The sequence below is a fragment of the Vreelandella sp. 2A-K22 genome, from assembly GCF_054065485.1.
This window is the reverse complement of sequence record NZ_JBSUGC010000011.1, coordinates 92,861-110,816: the sequence shown is the minus strand read 5'-3', so window position 1 is coordinate 110,816 and position 17,956 is coordinate 92,861. Positions and strand designations below refer to the sequence as shown.

At 55.3% G+C, this 17,956-nt stretch carries 19 protein-coding genes; 12 read left to right on the top strand and 7 right to left on the bottom strand.

Features of this window, described 5'->3' with window-relative positions; translation table 11 throughout:
- Positions 1-36 precede the first annotated feature (36 nt).
- Positions 37-1,050 carry an asparaginase gene (locus ACW17M_RS15815; RefSeq protein ID WP_039859381.1) on the top strand — a complete coding sequence of 338 codons (1,014 nt, stop codon included), beginning with the start codon at positions 37-39 and terminating at the stop codon, positions 1,048-1,050.
- A gap of 5 nt (positions 1,051-1,055) precedes the next feature.
- On the opposite strand, the gene ACW17M_RS15810 is transcribed toward ACW17M_RS15815, so the two are convergent.
- The 5 genes from ACW17M_RS15810 to ACW17M_RS15790 form a co-directional block, all read right to left on the bottom strand.
- Positions 1,056-1,922 (bottom strand): DMT family transporter, encoded by an 867-nt coding sequence (locus ACW17M_RS15810; RefSeq protein WP_009287352.1) that lies wholly within the window; start codon positions 1,920-1,922, stop codon positions 1,056-1,058.
- 163 nt (positions 1,923-2,085) lie between these two features.
- A complete protein-coding gene (locus ACW17M_RS15805) occupies positions 2,086-3,315 on the bottom strand; it encodes a nucleoside recognition domain-containing protein (RefSeq protein ID WP_027958055.1) in 1,230 nt (409 codons plus the stop codon).
- Between the two features lie 81 nt (positions 3,316-3,396).
- Complete coding sequence (locus tag ACW17M_RS15800) at positions 3,397-4,329, bottom strand: lysine exporter LysO family protein (RefSeq protein ID WP_009287351.1); 933 nt, start codon at positions 4,327-4,329, stop codon at positions 3,397-3,399.
- Positions 4,330-4,971 carry a hypothetical protein gene (locus tag ACW17M_RS15795; protein ID WP_083868797.1) on the bottom strand — a complete coding sequence of 214 codons (642 nt, stop codon included), beginning with the start codon at positions 4,969-4,971 and terminating at the stop codon, positions 4,330-4,332.
- Between the two features lie 169 nt (positions 4,972-5,140).
- Positions 5,141-6,076, bottom strand: coding sequence for a 2-hydroxyacid dehydrogenase (locus ACW17M_RS15790; protein WP_039859378.1), 936 nt, complete (start codon positions 6,074-6,076; stop codon positions 5,141-5,143).
- Between the two features lie 304 nt (positions 6,077-6,380).
- On the opposite strand from ACW17M_RS15790, the gene doeA reads away from it, so the two are divergent.
- The 11 genes from doeA to ACW17M_RS15735 all read left to right on the top strand — a co-directional run bounded on the left by doeA (position 6,381) and on the right by ACW17M_RS15735 (position 16,918).
- On the top strand, positions 6,381-7,580 hold the full coding sequence (gene doeA, locus ACW17M_RS15785) for an ectoine hydrolase DoeA (protein WP_027958052.1): 1,200 nt from the start codon (positions 6,381-6,383) through the stop codon (positions 7,578-7,580).
- Positions 7,581-7,618: 38 nt separating this feature from the next.
- Complete coding sequence (gene doeB, locus ACW17M_RS15780) at positions 7,619-8,638, top strand: N(2)-acetyl-L-2,4-diaminobutanoate deacetylase DoeB (RefSeq protein ID WP_022522327.1); 1,020 nt, start codon at positions 7,619-7,621, stop codon at positions 8,636-8,638.
- An 8-nt stretch (positions 8,639-8,646) separates the two neighbouring features.
- Entirely contained in the window at positions 8,647-9,123 is a 477-nt protein-coding gene (locus ACW17M_RS15775; RefSeq protein WP_022522328.1) for an Lrp/AsnC family transcriptional regulator, read from the top strand.
- A gap of 223 nt (positions 9,124-9,346) precedes the next feature.
- A complete protein-coding gene (locus ACW17M_RS15770; RefSeq protein ID WP_027958051.1) occupies positions 9,347-10,843 on the top strand; it encodes an NAD-dependent succinate-semialdehyde dehydrogenase in 1,497 nt (498 codons plus the stop codon).
- A gap of 140 nt (positions 10,844-10,983) precedes the next feature.
- Positions 10,984-12,417, top strand: coding sequence for an aspartate aminotransferase family protein (locus tag ACW17M_RS15765; RefSeq protein ID WP_009287349.1), 1,434 nt, complete (start codon positions 10,984-10,986; stop codon positions 12,415-12,417).
- A gap of 129 nt (positions 12,418-12,546) precedes the next feature.
- A complete protein-coding gene (locus ACW17M_RS15760; RefSeq protein ID WP_009287348.1) occupies positions 12,547-13,224 on the top strand; it encodes a haloacid dehalogenase type II in 678 nt (225 codons plus the stop codon).
- A 61-nt stretch (positions 13,225-13,285) separates the two neighbouring features.
- Entirely contained in the window at positions 13,286-13,633 is a 348-nt protein-coding gene (locus tag ACW17M_RS15755; RefSeq protein ID WP_457547749.1) for a putative quinol monooxygenase, read from the top strand.
- 33 nt (positions 13,634-13,666) lie between these two features.
- On the top strand, positions 13,667-14,134 hold the full coding sequence (locus tag ACW17M_RS15750) for an S-ribosylhomocysteine lyase (protein WP_022522331.1): 468 nt from the start codon (positions 13,667-13,669) through the stop codon (positions 14,132-14,134).
- Positions 14,135-14,295: 161 nt separating this feature from the next.
- On the top strand, positions 14,296-14,907 hold the full coding sequence (locus ACW17M_RS15745) for a LysE family translocator (RefSeq protein WP_039859375.1): 612 nt from the start codon (positions 14,296-14,298) through the stop codon (positions 14,905-14,907).
- Between the two features lie 98 nt (positions 14,908-15,005).
- On the top strand, positions 15,006-16,043 hold the full coding sequence (locus ACW17M_RS15740; RefSeq protein WP_009287346.1) for a CNNM domain-containing protein: 1,038 nt from the start codon (positions 15,006-15,008) through the stop codon (positions 16,041-16,043).
- 224 nt (positions 16,044-16,267) lie between these two features.
- Positions 16,268-16,918 (top strand): peroxiredoxin, encoded by a 651-nt coding sequence (locus tag ACW17M_RS15735; RefSeq protein WP_022522333.1) that lies wholly within the window; start codon positions 16,268-16,270, stop codon positions 16,916-16,918.
- A 170-nt stretch (positions 16,919-17,088) separates the two neighbouring features.
- Here ACW17M_RS15735 and ACW17M_RS15730 read toward each other — a convergent pair whose 3' ends face one another.
- Together ACW17M_RS15730 and ACW17M_RS15725 are read right to left on the bottom strand one after the other, a co-directional pair.
- Positions 17,089-17,286 carry a zf-HC2 domain-containing protein gene (locus tag ACW17M_RS15730; RefSeq protein ID WP_268747814.1) on the bottom strand — a complete coding sequence of 66 codons (198 nt, stop codon included), beginning with the start codon at positions 17,284-17,286 and terminating at the stop codon, positions 17,089-17,091.
- A gap of 22 nt (positions 17,287-17,308) precedes the next feature.
- Positions 17,309-17,878, bottom strand: a complete 570-nt coding sequence (locus tag ACW17M_RS15725; RefSeq protein WP_457547748.1) for a sigma-70 family RNA polymerase sigma factor — start codon at positions 17,876-17,878, stop codon at positions 17,309-17,311.
- Between the last annotated feature and the right edge of the window lie 78 nt (positions 17,879-17,956).

Below are 17,956 nucleotides of genomic sequence, written 5' to 3'. Positions count from 1 at the left end.
ATTTAGACGACTGTACTGATTAGGAAAGGAGTGACCATGCCCCGCGTACTGATGCTCTATACCGGTGGGACTATTGGTATGCAACCATCGTCACAGGGTTATATACCTTGCGCGGGGCTGGCCGAACGCCTAGCGGCGTATTTGGCATTGGACGATCTTTACCGGCTGCCAGCGTTTGATGTGCTGGAAATGCAGCCGTTGATTGATAGCGCCGAGCTAATGCCAGAGGCCTGGAACCGTTTGGTGGCACAGCTGGAAATCCACTGGTCGTGCTATGAAGCGTTTGTGATACTCCATGGCACCGATACCATGGCGTACAGCGCCGCGGCGCTTTCGTTTATGCTCGGTGCGTTGAATAAGCCGGTGATCTTCACCGGCTCCCAAATTCCACTGGGTGAGCCAAGAAGCGATGCGCTGAATAATGTGTTCAGCGCGCTGCAGCTTGCGGCTCACCCCGCAACACCTTGTGAAGTAAGCCTGGTGTTTCACGACCGGCTGTTGCGCGGTAACCGAGCCCGCAAGGTGCGCACTCAAGGCTTGGATGCCTTCGACTCACCCAACTTCCCCTGGCTTGCCGAGCTTGGTATTGGCATTAGTTTTCCCCAACCTTCGGCGCTGCTAAGCGGTATACCCAACTTTGTACCTATTGAGGTGGACGACGAGGCGGTGGCGGTACTGCCGCTGCATCCAGGAATGTCGCTGCGCCGCGCAAAGGCGTTGCTGGCGGATAAAACGCTAAAAGGGCTGGTGCTTTATAGCTACGGGGTTGGCAACCCGCTGAGCTTTGAAGGCGAGCTGCTTGACGCCTTGAAGGCGGCCAGCGAGAGAGGCGTAGCGCTGCTTAACGTCACCCAGTGTGCCCAAGGTGAGGTAGTGCAGGGCGCCTACGCCAGCGGTGCTGCACTCAATCAAGCGGGCGTGATTGCCGGCAGCGATATCACTCTGGAAGCCGCCATCGCAAAGCTCACCGTACTCATTGGGCAAGGGCTGGTGGGGTCAATGCTGAGCAAGGCATTGAGTGCGCCCATGCGCGGTGAGTGTAGCCGTTAAGCTTATCAGCGGGAAGAAACGCTCAGCGCGGTGACGGTTAGCAAGATGATCCCCATACCGACCATTTGAATAACGCCCAGGCTTTCGTTTAACACCGCTACACCAAACAGGGTGGCGGTAATCGGCTCGACCATGGCAACCATGGAGGCTAGCGCAGGTGCCGCATGCTTGATACCTACCACGTACAGCAGAAAAGATAGTCCAGCGCCGAGAATGCCCAGCGCCACAAACAGCGGCAGCTCCGGAGCGCTGATAACGCTGACAGCCTGGTTAATGTCCGTTGGAAACAGCAGTGCGATGGCTAGCACGGTGAAGGCGACCGAAAGAATTGCCTGAGGACTGCCATGGGGCGCGGCATACTTGAAACCAAAAATGAACGCTGCATAAGAGAGCCCGGCAAGCAGCCCGGTGCCTACGCCAATTAACGAGAGACCACTGGCGCTGATGGCATACAGCTTGGTTAACAGCACAATACCCACCATGACCAGCGCAATGGCCAGCCACTTGGCAGCGGTGGGGCGCTCTAGTTTGAGGGAAAATGAGACGAGGTAGACAAAAACAGGGGCGCAGTACATCAGGGTGGCAGCGACCGCAACGTTGCCATACTCAATACTAAGAAAATAGAACGTAAAATTGCCAGCGACGCCCAGGCCTGCAACCACTGACCAGAACCAAAGCCGCTTGCTGTTTAGGCCGCTATGCCGACGTTGAAGCAGCAGCCACCCAAGTGCGAAGAGAAGCCCTATAAACCCTCGATAAAATGACACGACGGCTGCATCCCAGCCGTCGTCTAACAAAATGCCTGCGATTCCCCCAGATATCCCCCAGCAGAAGGCCGCCAGCGCTATCAATAAACTGCTTGCGCCTGCCATATTTCACCTATCGTCCTTGAGCGGTAAACACTCGGGAGCAACGAATGTTTAAACGCATTTCTACTGCTTAGCGATGGCTCCTGATCTACTGCCTGTAGACCTTAATGCGGCTCCCCTGAAAGGTAGACGCTGAGCCCAGTGAACGAAAGCCAGCTAACACCAGCTATCCAAAAAACCAGTAACACACCGCAATCGCAGTGGTTACTCCCGCCACATCGGCGACCAACGCACAGCCCAACCCGTGGCGAATGCGAGTGATACCCACGGCGCCAAAGTAGACAGCCAGCACATAGAAGGTGGTTTCAGTGCTACCTTGCATAGTGGCCGCGAGTAGCCCGGCGAAGCTGTCTACGCCGAAAGTATCCATGGTTTCGATCATCATGGCGCGGGCGCCGCTGCCAGAAAGCGGTTTCACAAAGGCGGTGGGGAGAGCATCGACAAAGCGGGTGTCCCAGCCAAAGCCTTCTACTATCCAGCGGATACCGCCTAAGCCAGCGTCTAAAACGCCGCTGGCGCGCAGTACGCCGACCGCCACCAGCATGGCGATCAAGTAAGGCAGCAACGTGATGGTAAAGCTCAGCCCCTCTTTTGCGCCTTCAATAAAGGCGTCGTACACCCTCACCCCACGTAACGCCCCGACCACTAAAAACATCATCACGATGCTAAATAGCGTCAGGTTACCGACTAGCGTAGAGGCCGCGGCTAGCGCCTGGGCGGACATGCCTGCCAGCGTGGTTATCAGTAGCCCCAACGCAAGTGCAGCAATCGCTAAATAGGCTAGCACCACGGGCTGCCAGAGTTTTAAGCGCTGCATCAGTGCCACCGCCAAAAGCCCTGCCAGGCTGGAGGCGGTTGTGGCCAGCAAAATAGGTAAAAAGACCAGCGTGGGGTCGGCGGCGCCTTGCTGGGCGCGATACATAAAAATCGTTACCGGCAATAGCGTGAGAGAAGAGGTATTGAGCACCAGAAACAGAATTTGTGCGTTGCTGGCGGTCTCACTGCTGGGGTTAAGGCTCTGCAGCGAGTGCATCGCCTTGATGCCAATCGGTGTGGCGGCGTTATCCAGACCCAGGATATTCGCCGCGAAGTTCATGCTGATCAGCCCCATAGCAGGGTGGCCGCGGGGAACCTCTGGCATCAAGCGGCAGAACAGCGGGTCGAGCACCCGTCCAAGCAGGCGAATCAAGCCTGCCTTTTCGGCAATCGAAAGAAACCCCAGCCACAGCGTCATGGTGCCCAGCAGCACCAGGATAATATCAACGCTCACTTCCGCCATGTCGAACAGCGACTGCACCAAGCGGGCAAATACCTCGCTATCGCCGCCAACCAACCACTGCCAGAGTGAGGCCGCGAAGGCAGCAATAAAGAAGCTTAACCAAATTCCGTTGAGCATGGGGAGTGGGCATCCTGGGTGTTAAGAGTTTTTATATCTCCAGCAATGCCACTTATCCTAACCAATGAGCGCCCGTCACCGCTAACCCGACAGCGAAAGAAAAAACAGAATCAGCGGCGGGGAGAGCAGTGAAAGGATAAACCCGCTGACCACGGCAATGGGTACGCAGGCCACACCGCCGTGCTGCTGAATGACGGGCAGGGTGAAATCCATGGAGGTGGCGCCGCCGTAACCAATCGCCAGTGCGGTATGGCGGTGAATCACTAGTGGAATCAATATAAACGCCAGCAGCTCCCGGGTCAGGTCGTTGAAGAACGCCACACCGCCCATCAGTGGGCCTAGCTGGTCGCCGATCAAGATGGCCGAAAGAGAGTACCAGCCAAAGCCTGACGCCATCGCCAGGCCTTCGTTCCAGCTTAATGAGAGCAGCGGGGCGGCAGCCAAGCCTGCCAGCAGCGAACTTATTGCTAGCGTCACCGCAATCGCCAGCCCCATGCGGTTAAGTAAGATCTGCCTGAGTGGCATGCCGGAGTTACGCAGCTGGCAGCCAATCAGTGCCAGCAGCAGGTAGAGTACCCATTCGGCCAGTAAATCTGCGCTGTTGAAAAGCCTATCACCCAGGAGTGGCCCCAGCAGCAGGCCAGCGATAACGCCCCCTGCCACCACTGCGACCAATAAAAGCGAACCCTGCATGGCCGCCAGCTTACTGGTCGGAGCATTTTTCACCACCGGTGAGCTACCGGCCTTAAGCGTTAAACGGCGCGATAGCCACCATAGTGCTGCTAAGTTAAATAGCGTGGTAATGCTAAATAACAGCAAAGCGTTGCCCCCCAGGCGCGAAAGCTGGCTAGTCAGGTTTTCAAGCCCGGCAAGGCTTATGCCCATGAATAGCAGAATCAGGTAAACCGAGCCATTAACCGCTCGGTTGATCAGATTCTGTAACTGTATGGAACGGACGCGAACCAGATAGCCAAGAAAAAGCGGTAGTAGAACAATCAATAAACCGGAAAACATTTAGGGCGTCGCGCCACCGTTTGGGTTGAAGTTAGTTAATGTCAGCTGCGTTTCGCGGCGACCCTCTTTTCGATACACCGCAGAAAGAATCAGCCCGGGCCAGTCAGGGTGAAAGCTAATGGTTAGCAGGCGGTCGGGCTTCTCGATATCGATGAGCGATACGTTCAGTGCTTCAAACTCTCCTGCGGGAACCTCAATGCTGCCTGGGGCGGTAACATAATATTGAAAGTGCTCATCGCGGCCTTTTTGATCGACAAACTCAATCGCGCAGGGCGTACTCTGTGTACAGTTTTCGTGTCCCGCCCGGCGGGAGAGATCAAATAGCGCCGCTTGGCGATCTAAAGTGGGGATCTCACCTTCGTTCAGTTGATAGCTATCACCCACGCCCAGCACCGAATAGCTGCTGCTAAAGAGCAGAGCGTTGGTGTCATTGCCATTGAGCGAAAAACGGCTGAACTCCTGGCCGCGCGCCACGGTGATTGAAAAGCGCATATCGCTTAACCAGTGATTCCCTTCGTTAGAGAGGCGATGGGTAATGGTAGCCCCAGGCCAACCGCGAACCTCAAGCCGGTACTGTGCTTCAAAGGGCTGGGGGGTTTCAAAGGGCTGCGGCTCTTTGAATGTCTCAGTTGCTAATGCCATGCCACTTGAGCAGGAAATAGCAAAACCCAACCCCACACACCTGAGCGCGCGGCCAGGTAGTCGTGCGAAAACATTGACCAAGGGCCTTTCCTCCATAAAGGGTATCTTCCTAAGAGCCTTTAGCCACTGCTTGGTTCCCAGTGCGCCAGTATAGCCTGGGTGGGGGGCGTCAGTAACCTGCCTCCGGGTTGATGGTGGAGAGTTTTTCACCCGATTCAAAGGCATGCAAGTAGGCGATCACTTGGTCGATGGCATCATTCAGCGGAGTAGGTGCCGCCATATGGGGTGTGACGATTACCTTAGGATGCTGCCAGAGCGGGTTGTCAGCGGGCAGCGGCTCTTCCTGGAATACATCCAATAGCGCACCCCGCAGGTGCCCCGGCTGGCGACCGCTACCCAGTGCTTCCAATAGCGCCTGCTCATCAATCAAACTACCTCGGCCAGGATTAATCACACTAGCCCCTTGGGGCAGCTGGGCCAGCCGCTCGGCGTTGAGAATATGTTGAGTGGCGGCCGTATCGGGCAAAATGGTGATCAGGCTCTGCACTTGGCCGAGCAGTTCGCTTAATCCATCGTCGCCATGAAAGCAGTGCACACCACGGATCTGCTTGGGGGAGCGGCTCCAACCCAGTACTGGGAAACCTGCTTGCTCCAAGGCGCTGGCCACAAAGCTGCCAATAGCGCCCAGGCCTAATACACCCACCGGCCACTGGGATTTTTCCACCACCTCTTGCGGCGCCCAAGTGGCGCTTTGCTGCTGCTCTGAGTAACGATCCATGCTGCGGTAAAAGTGCAGTACGCCATAGAGGGCGTAATCGGCCATCAGCTCTCCCATGCCCGCATCGCGTAATTTTACAATTGGCACGTCGTTGGGTAGGCCTGGGGTTTTCAGCAGATAATCCACCCCTGCGCCTAAATTGATGATGCCTTTGAGCTGGGTCTGCTCTTGCAGTAAATGGGCGGGGGCTTTCCAGATGGCGAGATAGTCAGCATCTTTACGCTCATCCGCTGGTGCCTCGCTGGTGAGTACAGTGGCTTGGGGCAACGCTTCCGCAAGCGCCGCTTGCCACTGTGCCGCCTCATCAATATGCACGACAATTTTCATTTCGTTTCCTCTCGCTAAACGTGTTTCCAATGCAGGTTATCATGGTGAGCGATAGGGGCCGTTGCAAGCTCGCATAGTGCAAATAACGATGCCGTATGCACTTTTTGTCATAAAGCCTTTGACCGCTAACCAAGGGTCGGTGCTAGTATCGGCTTAAGACGACATTGGCGGGCCTGCTGCAAGCGCGGCAGATGCAACCCCGACGCCTGATCGGTGGTGGCCAGGTCGATCCTGTGGCCCAGCGTTGCGTGCCTATCGTAGGCAGTGCGCTGGTTCTTGGTGATCTTTAATGGCGAGTTGCCCGATGACTCAGGTTTCCCTGCCTTTCACGCGCGAAGAGTACGCTAACCGCCTGTGGAAAGTGCGTGCTGAAATGGCCAGTCGTGGTATTGACGTACTGATCGTCAGTGACCCTTCCAATATGGCTTGGCTGACCGGCTACGACGGTTGGTCGTTTTATGTGCATCAGTGTGTGCTGGTGGGCCTTGAAGGCGAGCCGGTATGGTTCGGGCGGCGCATGGATGCCAACGGTGCTCTGCTCACCTGTTGGATCGATCCCGAAAACATTACCTACTATCCAGATTACTACGTACAGAATCCGGACATGCACCCGATGGAGTATCTGGCTCAGTCGATCATGCCGGATCGCGGCTGGCATCTGGGGGTGGTGGGTATGGAGATGGATAACTACTACTTCTCCGCCAAGGCCTATCTAAGCCTACTGCGCGAACTCCCCCATGCGCGTTTTATGGATGCCAATGCGCTGGTTAACTGGTGCCGGGCGATCAAATCGCCGCAAGAAGTGGCCTATATGCGCATTGCCGCCAAGATTGTGGAAGGCATGCATACGCGTATTCTTGAAGTGATTGAGCCTGGCTTGCCCAAGAGCAAGCTGGTGTCAGAGATTTACCGCGTTGGCATCGAAGGTTTTGTGGATGAGAACGGCAAAGTATTTGGCGGCGACTATCCCGCCATAGTGCCCATGCTGCCTACTGGTAAAGACGCCGCCGCGCCACACCTAACCTGGGACGACACGCCGTTCCGCAAAGGTGAAGGTACTTTCTTTGAGATTGCCGGGGTGTTTAAACGCTATCATGCGCCGATGTCGCGCACCGTATTTCTGGGCACCCCGCCGACGGATTTTATTCGCGCGGAATCAGCTCTGCTGGAAGGCATCGAAAATGGTTTGGCAGTGGCCAAACCTGGTAACCGTACGGCGGATATCGCCATGGCACTGGGTGCGGCGATGGATAAATACGGTTTTGACCGTGGCGGCGCCCGCTGTGGTTACCCTATCGGTATCTCCTACCCGCCTGACTGGGGCGAGCGCACCATGAGTCTGCGCCCCTCGGATGAAACCATTCTCCAGCCAGGCATGACGTTCCACTTCATGCCTGGGCTATGGGTCGATGACTGGGGCCTGGAAATTACCGAAAGCATTCTGATTACCGACGATGGCTGTGAGACGCTGGCCAATTTCCCGCGCCAGCTGTTTGTGAAGTAGTGCTGAGATAGCTGCCCGTAACATAAAGGAATTTTTTCATGACGACGATGCGACCAAGTCCCATTTCCGCCACCGTTGATTTTGATGCCGATGGCGTTCAGCACGGCTTTTTAAAACTACCGATCTCTACCGATGAGTCTGCCTGGGGCGCGGTAATGATTCCTGTGACCGTGGTTAAAAACGGCGAAGGCCCCACGGCACTGCTGACCGGCGGCAACCATGGCGATGAATATGAAGGCATCACCTCGCTACTGAAACTCTCTTCAACGCTGAAGGCAGAGGACGTGACAGGGCGGGTGATTATTGTGCCGTGCATGAATACTCCGGCAGTCATGGCAGGCAAGCGTACCTCGCCGATGGACAAGGGCAATCTCAACCGCAGCTTTCCCGGCGACCCCAATGGCAGCGTCACGCCGCAAATTGCCGACTACTTCACCCGTGTGTTGGTACCCATGGCGGACGTGGTGCTCGACCTTCACTCGGGCGGCCGCACGCTGGATATTCTGCCCTTCGGCGCGTCTCACGTGCTGGATAATAAAGAGCAGCAGCAGGCCGCTCTGGAAGGTGCCAAAGCGTTCGGCGCCCCCTATGCCATGGTGATGTTTGAGCTGGATGCGGAAAAACTCTTCGACACTGCCTGCGAGCGCCAGGGCAAAGTCTTTGTGGCCACCGAGCTTGGCGGCGGCGGTACTTCCACCCCACAAAGCATTGCCATTGCCGAGCGCGGCGTGCGCAATTTCCTGATTCACTACGGCCTTGTAGAAGGCGAAGTGGAAATGCCCACAGGTGGGCAGCTGTATCTCGATATGCCCGACGCCAGTTGCTACGTGCAGAGCCAGCACTCCGGCGTGTTAGAGCTATTGGTGGCCCTGGGTGATGAAGTGAAAAAAGGCCAAACCATCGCCTACGTGTACGACATGACCCGCAGCGGCACCGATCCGGTTGCCTATAAAGCAGAGCGCGACGGCATTCTAATGGCTCGCCGTGCCCCCTCACTGATCAATATGGGGGATACCCTGGCGGTGATTGCCGATGTTGTTGAACGCCTGGAGGCGTAATCCTCGGCATGATGAAACTTGACCGTTACGATCTGAAAATTCTCGATATCCTCTCCCGCGATGGGCGAATCACCAAGTCGAAGCTAGCCGAGGCGATCAATCTCTCGGTCAGTCCCTGCTGGGAGCGGGTAAAGCGCCTGGAAAAGGCTGGCATCATTGAAGGGTATACCGCGCGCATCAACGCGGACGTGTTGGTGCCGCGCAATCCTGTCTGGGTGCAGATTGAGCTCAAGCAGCACAACGCCGAAAGCTTCACTCGTTTTGAAGCGCTAGTGATGCAAACCCCGGAAGTTACCGAGTGTGTGGCGGTGGGCGGTGGGGTGGATTACTTAGTGAAGTTTGAAGCGCGCACCATCGATAGCTACCAGCGTTTGATGGATAAGTGGCTGGTCTCTGAAGCCGGTATCGAGCGCTACTTCACCTATATCGTGACCAAAACCGTCAAGCGCGTTCCTATAGGCATTGATACCGACGACATTCTTTAATGTAGTTTTGGCCCCCTATCGTAAGCCCACCAAAAAAAAGCACTGCCAAACGCTCTCTGACAAAAAAAGTCGCGTGATAAGTCTCGGTTTTCAAAAACACTTCGTGGCTCCTCTCCGTTAACCTGTGGGCATTCGACGGCAAGGCTAATCAGCGCTTGCTGACAATGCCACACAGTGACTGCAGCGCTCGGTTAGCCAGACTGCATTTGAGGGGGAGGTTCCCATGACCACACTATCGACCACGCTCGCCAAGCGCCTGGAAGATCCGCGTCTGTTCCGGCAGTACGCCTACGTGAACGGTAAGTGGACTCACGGGGAAGGCGGTCGCGAAGAGGCTGTCTATGACCCCGCTACCAATGAAGCCATTGGTCATATCCCGTTGCTGGAAGCCGAGCAGATAACCGCCGCTGTAGATGCCGCTGAAGCCGCTTTTGTACAGTGGCGGGCGCTACGCGCCGATGAGCGCTGCGAGCGCCTGCTGGCCTGGTATGACCTGATTCAAGCCAACCGTGAAGACCTTGCGACCATCATGACGCTGGAGCAGGGTAAGCCGCTGCCCGATGCCCGTGGGGAGGTGCAGTACGGTGCCAGTTTCGTGCGCTGGTTCGCCGAAGAGGGTAAGCGTACCTATGGCGAAACCATCCCCAGCCATATTCCCAACGCATCACTCGGTACCATTAAAGAGCCGGTGGGAATCGCGGCGATGATTACGCCATGGAACTTTCCGTTGGCGATGATTACCCGCAAAGCTGCGGCGGCGCTGGCAGCGGGCTGTCCGGTGATCGTCAAACCCGCCAATGAAACGCCCTTCTCGGCGTTGGCGCTGGCGGAGCTGGCCGAGCGTGCTGGGATTCCCGCGGGGATTTTCAATGTGGTGCTGGGCGATCCTGCGGAAGTCTCAAAGATTCTCTGCGCCGAATCGCGTATTCGGGCGTTGTCGTTCACCGGTTCCACCCGCGTGGGCCGTCTGCTGATTGAGCAGAGCGCTAATACCGTCAAGCGGCTCTCCCTGGAGTTGGGGGGCAATGCGCCGTTTATTGTTGGGCCCGATATGGATCCCAAAGAGGCGGCCTTTGCGGCCATTGACGCCAAGTTCCAAACCGCTGGGCAGGACTGTCTGGCTGCCAATCGCATTCTGGTGCATGAATCTATCCACGATGAATTCGTAGAGCATTTCAGCGAGCGTATGGCGGCGCTTACCGTGGGCAATGGCCTCCACAGTGAGATAGATCTTGGCCCGTTGATTCACCGTCAGGCGGTAGAAAAGGCGGCCGCGATTGTCGATGACGCCATTTCCAAAGGCGCCAAGATGGTGGGTGGTGATCAAAGCCAGGCACCGGGGGAAAATTTCTTTATGCCGGTGATGCTGACCGGCGTGACGGCGCAGATGAAAGTGTGGCGGGAAGAGAACTTCGCGCCTGTGGCCGGGATCACCGCCTATAGCACCGACGACGAAGTGATTGAAATGGCCAACGACACTGAGTACGGCCTGGCGGCGTATATCTACACCCACGATATTCGCCGCATCTGGAAGCTGATGCGCGCCCTGGAGTACGGCATGGTCAGCGTTAACTCGGTTAAGATGACCGGCCCGCCGGTTCCCTTTGGTGGCGTGAAGCAGTCTGGCCTTGGCCGTGAAGGCGGTGCCACGGGTATCGATGAATACCTGGAAACGAAGTATTACTGCCTGGGCGCGCTGGGCTCAGTATCGGGTAGTTAAGTCCGGGAACTTGAGTTGGCCTTGTGGGAGGCCGGCTCGGCCGGGCGAAGGCACCGTTAGGTGCCTAAAAATAAGTTCATCATTAATGAATAAAGCACCTCCCCGCTGACTGGGGAGGTTTACCGTACAGAGAGAACACTATGAGCTTGCATCAGGATTTGATCGAACGCGACCGTAAAGTCACTTTCCACGCCTCTACCCACTTGCGCGATTTCGCCCATGGCGATGCGCCGGGCCGCGTGATTACCGGCGGCAAAGGCATCAATATCGTGGATAAGGACGGCCGCGAATTTATCGACGGCTTTGCCGGGCTTTACTGCGTCAACATCGGCTACGGGCGCACCGAAGTCGCCGAGGCGATCTATAAGCAGGCACTTGAACTCTCTTACTACCATACCTACGTAGGTCACTCCAACGAGCCGCAGATCGAGCTTTCCGAGCGTATTCTAAAAATCGCCGGGATGAATATGTCCAAGGTTTACTACGGCATGTCGGGTTCTGATGCCAACGAAACCCAGCTCAAGATCGTACGCTACTACAACAACGTGCTGGGCCGTCCGCAGAAGAAAAAGGTTATCTCACGTATGCGTGGTTACCATGGTTCGGGCATTGCCTCGGGCTCGCTGACCGGCCTGAAAGCATTCCACGACCACTTCGATCTGCCCATCGATACCATTCGCCATACCGAAGCGCCGCATTACTACCTGCGTGCCGCCGAACAGCACGGCATGACCGAGCTGGAGTTCTCTGCGTATTGCGCTGAGAAACTGGAAGCGATGATTCTGGAAGAAGGCCCGGATACCGTGGCCGCCTTTATCGGTGAGCCGGTACTGGGTACTGGCGGTATCGTACCGCCGCCGGAAGGCTACTGGGATGCCATTCAAAGCGTGCTGGCGAAGTATGACGTGCTGCTGATTGCCGATGAAGTGGTCTGTGGCTTTGGCCGTACCGGCTCTGACTTCGGTAGCCACCACTACAATATGAAGCCTGACCTGGTCACCATCGCCAAGGGCTTAACTAGCGCCTACCAGCCGCTCTCCGGCGTGATTGTTGGCGAGAAGGTGTGGCAGGTGCTGGAGCAGGGCACCGGTGAGTATGGCCCCATCGGCCACGGCTGGACCTACTCTGGCCACGCTCTGGGCTGTGCGGCAGGGCTTGCCAACCTGGATATCATCGAGCGTGAAAACCTGGTGGGTAACGCGTCGGAAACCGGTGCTTACTTCCAGCAGCAGCTAAAAGCCAATTTCGAAGGTCATCCGCTGCTGGGCGACGTTCGTGGTGTAGGCCTGATGGCGGCACTGGAGTTCTCTCCGGATGCCAAGCAGCGCCTGCACTTCGACCCAGCGCTTAAAGTCGGCCCTCGCGTGGCGGCTGCCGCCATGGAAGAGAACCTGATTGCCCGGGCCATGCCGCAAGGCGATATTCTCGGCTTTGCGCCGCCGCTGACCATTAATCGTGGTGAAGTGGACGAGATGATTGGCCGCGCCAAGCGCGCCATTGACCGGGTTACCGATGAGCTTACGCGCTCTGGCGACCTGAAAAGCGGTGAAAAAGAGGCCGCGTTTACGGTCTGACCGAGTGTCGTAGTCTTCTGAGCGCCGCTGCCTGTGCAGCGGCGCTTTTGTTATTGAAGGTGTCGTCTATGCTAAAGATATAAGCTGAACTCAGGTCACAATCAATTGAAAGTTAAGGAGTAGCCAACGATGCAACCGGTCTTAGCCTTCGATGTATACGGTACGCTGATCGATACCCAAGGCGTTACCGTTGAGCTCGAACATCGCCTAACGGATGCTTCCAAAGCTGGCGAATTCGCTCGCCGCTGGCGCGATAAGCAGCTTGAGTACAGCTTTCGCCACGGCCTGATGGGGGCTTACGTGCCGTTCTCGGAGTGCACCCGCGAAGCGCTGGTTTTTATTGACCGCGCACTGCAAACCGGGCTTTCGGATAATGACCAAGATCATCTGATGGCGGTGTATGCTGAGCTGCCCGCGTTTGACGATGTAGTGCCTGCGCTCGATCAGCTTCGCGAAGCAGGCATACGCTGCGTGGCGTTTTCGAACGGCACAGCAGATGCCGTGTCCAAGTTACTCACTCGAGCAGGCGTTGAGAGCCATATGGACGATGTAATCAGCGCCGATGAGGTAAAACGCTTTAAGCCAGACCCAGCAGTGTACGCGCATTTGCGTAGCCGCTTAGAGACACGCCCCGAGCACACATGGTTGGTTTCCAGTAACCCTTTTGATGTGATTGGCGCCACCCATGCAGGCCTACGCAGTGCCTGGATACGGCGCAGTTCCGACGCCCCTTTCGACCCTTGGGGTGTCGAGCCGGATATGACGGTTACCGATCTAGAAGCATTGGCCGAGCGCATAATCCGCTAGGTTGTTAACCTACGTCGACAAGCCGCATAATGACGTACGCTTAACGACTTAGGAGATGACCATGTCAGAAAAAATTTACTGTGTTGCCGGTTTTAAGCCCAAACCTGGCAAAGAAGAAGCGGTATTCAAAGCGCTTCAGTCGTTAGAGCCGAACACCCACCGGGAAGATGCGTGCATTCACTACACCGTAACCCGGCAGATTGATAACCTCTTCGCCCAGGGCACCAGTTATCCGATTGTTTTTCATGAAATCTGGGCCAGTCGCGAAGAGTTTGAAGCCCATTGTCAGCGCAAAGAGATTCAAGACTTCTTTGCCAAGCACGTTGAAGCGCCGGATGGCGATATCGAAGATGCCAACGTGTGTGTTTATACCGACGAACCATGGAATTTTGACGCGCCCAAGGTTTAAGCGAATCAAGGTTTCAGTGAAAAAGGAGCCAACATGACCGATAAAAAGATGAACGTCGAGAGCTTTAACCTGGATCACACCAAGGTAAAAGCCCCGTACGTTCGGTTAGCCGATATTAAAGAAGGCCAGAACGGCGACCGTATTCATAAATATGACCTGCGTATCTGCCAGCCCAATAAAGAGCATATGGAGATGCCGGCGCTGCACTCCCTTGAGCACTTGATGGCTGAGCTGTCGCGCAATCACACCGATAAAGTGGTCGATATCAGCCCCATGGGCTGCCAAACCGGCTTCTACATCGCAATGATTAACCACGACGACTACGACGGTGTGATCACTATCATCGAACAAACCCTGAACGATGTGCTAGAAGCCACCGAAGTACCTGCCTGCAACGAGATGCAGTGCGGCTGGGCCGCCAGCCACAGCCTGGAAGGCGCTAAAGAATTGGCCAAAGGCCTACTGGCCAAGCGTAGTGAGTGGACTGAAGTGTTCGCCTAAGCGCTATGTGGCAGCAAAAGGTCGTTAGACGGCGCCTCCCCCTTGTTACATATAGCAAAGGGGAGGCGTTTTTATTGAGCGTGCTTTAACGAATGGAAAACGCCGACCAACAGTGACATGCTGGCGCATTGAAAGCATTTTTTCATGGGGGAGGCGTTACTATGCTGTTGGACACGTGGCTTTTATACCTAATCGCCTGCCTTGGCCTTTCGCTTTCGCCTGGGCCAAACGGCCTGCTGGCGCTGACCCACGGCGCGCTACATGGCAGCCGTAGAACCCTGTTTACCATCGTAGGCGGCGCCACAGGATTTATGCTGATTATTGCCCTGTGCATGTTTGGCATTGGTGCGCTGCTTAAGTCGTCGGTGGTGTGGTTAACAGTGCTGAAATGGGTCGGTGGGGGGTATCTTATTTGGCTGGGTATCCAGGTATGGCGCTCGCCGCCGATTACGGGCGAGGTGGATGTGAGCGCAAGCCAAGCGAGAGGGTGGCATCTGTACCGCCAGGGGGTGCTGGCATCGGTTACCAACCCCAAGGTACTGTTATTTTTTAGCGCTTTTCTACCTCAGTTTATCGACCCACAGCGCAGTTTGATGCTGCAATATTTCGTGCTGGCAGGCACCTTTGTGGCTATTGAATGTATGGTTGAAGGCCTGCTCGCCAATATGGCTAACCGCATTCGCCACTGGCTGAAGCGTGTTGGCCGCGGCTTCAATCGCACTTGCGGCGGCATCTTCGTTGCCATCGGGACTGCGTTGCCGCTGCGCCCATGAATGCGGCTTTGCGTGGTGGCGAGCGCACGATAGAGAACCATTGACTTCCGCTTATGATGCCCCTATAAACTGGGTACAACCCATCACTCTAGGCCCTCATGTTCCTCCTAATCACGATTGCTACCCTTTCAATCGCGTTCTCGTTTTTATGTTCCATCCTTGAAGCGGCGCTTCTTTCAATTACACCCAGCTATATTGCTAAGCAGAAAGAAGACAACCCCAAGCTGCACGCCTCGCTTACGCGCCTGAAGGCTAATATCGACCGGCCCCTAGCCGCTATTTTGACGCTCAATACGATTGCCCATACTGTGGGTGCAACTGCTGTGGGGGCTCAAGCGGCGGTCGTGTTTGGCGAAGCCTCTATTGCCATCGTTTCGGCAGTAATGACAATGGCGATTTTAATACTGTCGGAAATTATTCCTAAAACCATAGGCGCGACGTACTGGCGCGGCTTGTCACCGTATTTGCCACGCCTGTTAAACCCGATGATCATTGGCTTGCTGCCTTTTATCTGGATGTCGGAGCAGATCACCCGCCGGCTAGGTAAGTCAGAGCATGATGTCGATCTGCGTGATGAAATTAAAGTACTTGCCCGCGTCGGCCTGGAAGAGAAGGTTCTGGACGAGGACGAGTCGCGCACCATTATCAATATGCTCAACTTGCACGATATCGTCGTCAGCAAAGCGATGACGCCGCGCACGGTGTGTGAAACCGTTTTGCCTGACATGACCGTGAAAACGTTCGATGAGCAGTATGGCAAAGCACCGTTTACGCGCTTCCCAGTGATGGACAACGGTGAGCAGGCCTTTGGTTATGTGCATAAAGCAGATATGTACCACGCTGACGATGCCAAAACGATGCGCGAGTTGATGCATCCGATTGGCAGCGTGGACGTCTCACATAACATCGAGCAGGTATTCACCTCTATGCTAAAAGATCACCTGCACATGCGGGTTGTCTACGACGAGCATGGCACTTTTGTAGGTTTAATCACGTTAGAAGACATTATCGAAACCATTCTGGGGCAAGATATTGTTGATGAGACCGACAATGTGGCCAATCTACGCCACTATGCTAAACAGCAGTGGATCAAGCGGGTTAAACGGGAAGATAAAGCTGCCAAAGCAGCCGAGTAATCCCAAAGAAGGTGCTCTCTGTTGTTGATTTAAAGCGGCGCCTTGGGGCGCCGTTCTGCTTTTACAGGCATTTATATTCAGGCTTTTACGCCGTTAGACTACGCTTGGCAGAGCGAGTGAACGTTGTACTACGACTCGCTGTCTTAGCGCTAAATGATCTATAGTGAAGGTGTTGAAAGTCAAATAAGCTATTAGGGCGTCTAACGCCCATTAAGGAGGAAAGCATGTCATTACGTATTAATGCAGTCGTGCCCGATTTCGAAGCGGAGACGAGCCAAGGGCCGATTCGTTTTCATGACTGGATTGGCGACAGCTGGGCGATCCTGTTTTCGCATCCTAAAGACTTTACCCCGGTTTGCACGACAGAATTCGGTGCCGTCGCGCAGCTGAGCGCAGAGTGGAAGAAACGTGGCACCAAAGTAATCGGTGTTTCCGTGGATGGTGTTGAAGACCACAAACGCTGGGGCAATGACATCCAAACCGTCAGCGGCAGCGAAGTCGATTTTCCGATCATCGCCGACGACGGTCTTACGGTGTCAAAGCTGTATGACATGCTGCCGGAAGATGCCTACCTGCCCGATGGCCGCACGCCAGCAGACAGCGCAACGGTGCGCTCGGTGTTTATTATCGGGCCGGATAAGCAGTTGAAGCTTTCCATGACCTATCCAATGACCGTAGGGCGTAACTTTGCGGAAATCCTACGCGCCCTGGATGCATTGCAAACCACGACGAAACACGGCGTTGCCACCCCAGCCGATTGGACGATAGGTCAGGACGTGATTATTCCGCCTAGCGTTTCTGACGCCGATGCCAAGCAGAAGTATGGCGAGTATGAAACGGTTCTGCCTTACCTGCGTAAGACGCCACTGCGTTAATTGCGTTAGTAGAATAGTGTAAAAAGCGAAAAGCCAGCGCCTATGCGCTGGCTTTTGCATGGGCCATCAAGTGGACTCTATACAATGTTTTTGTCGGGCGTACGTAGGAGTTCGCTGACGGAGAAGCGAAGCAGGAGAGAGTAGTGGTTTGCAGCACTTAGCCGAAAAAGCTAATCGTCTAGCGTTTTGCGGGAAGAGGTTCGCGAGGCGGGGTGGTGGTCGCTAATGTTGTGCAACAGATCAAATTGGCGGGCGCAGTGACGGCAATCCCGGCACATCGATAGGTGAAGGCGAAGAGCCATCTTTTCACGCAATGTTAATATTTTGTCCTGTTTTAAAGACATCAACCTCGTGGCTTCGCGGCACATAAGCATATCAGGTTCCCCTCAGCTAACTTAACCAACCATGATCCAAGCACTCTCTTAGCCGTAAACGCGCACGGTGTAAGATGACCCAGCAGTTGGTTTCAGTAATGCCGGTTTCCTTACAGACCTCTGTGGTGGAGAGCCCCATGAGTTCACGCAAGGTAAATACGCGTGCGATATTCTCCGGTAAGGCTATCAAGCAGGCATCAAATACTTGCCAAAAACGCTGGTTTTCTAACACCTGCTCAGGCTCTCCCCAGTGGCTGGGGCGGGCAGCGCTCTGCCAGTGACCATCCTGTTGAAATAGACGGTCAAGGGTGTCGTCATCTAAGTCCAGGCCTAACGGTTGCCAAGTACCTTGACGGCGCTGTTGACGCAGTTGATCCAGAATTTTGTATTTTAATATGCCAAATACCCAGGTCTCGAACTCGGAGCGCCCTTCAAAGGTGGCGCTTTTCTCAAAGGCGGTGAGCAGGGTCTCCTGTACAGCATCTTCAGCGGCGGTAGAGTCGCGTAACTGCAGGCGCGCAAAGGCTACTAAGCGGGGGCGTAGCTGGGTAAAGTGGGCAGCGGCGAACGTAGCGGAATGAGGCACGAGAATCCCCTTTTAATGTTCCCAAGGCGCACTACTGACATCGCGCTAATGAAAACCATCGTTATTTATTCATTAGGC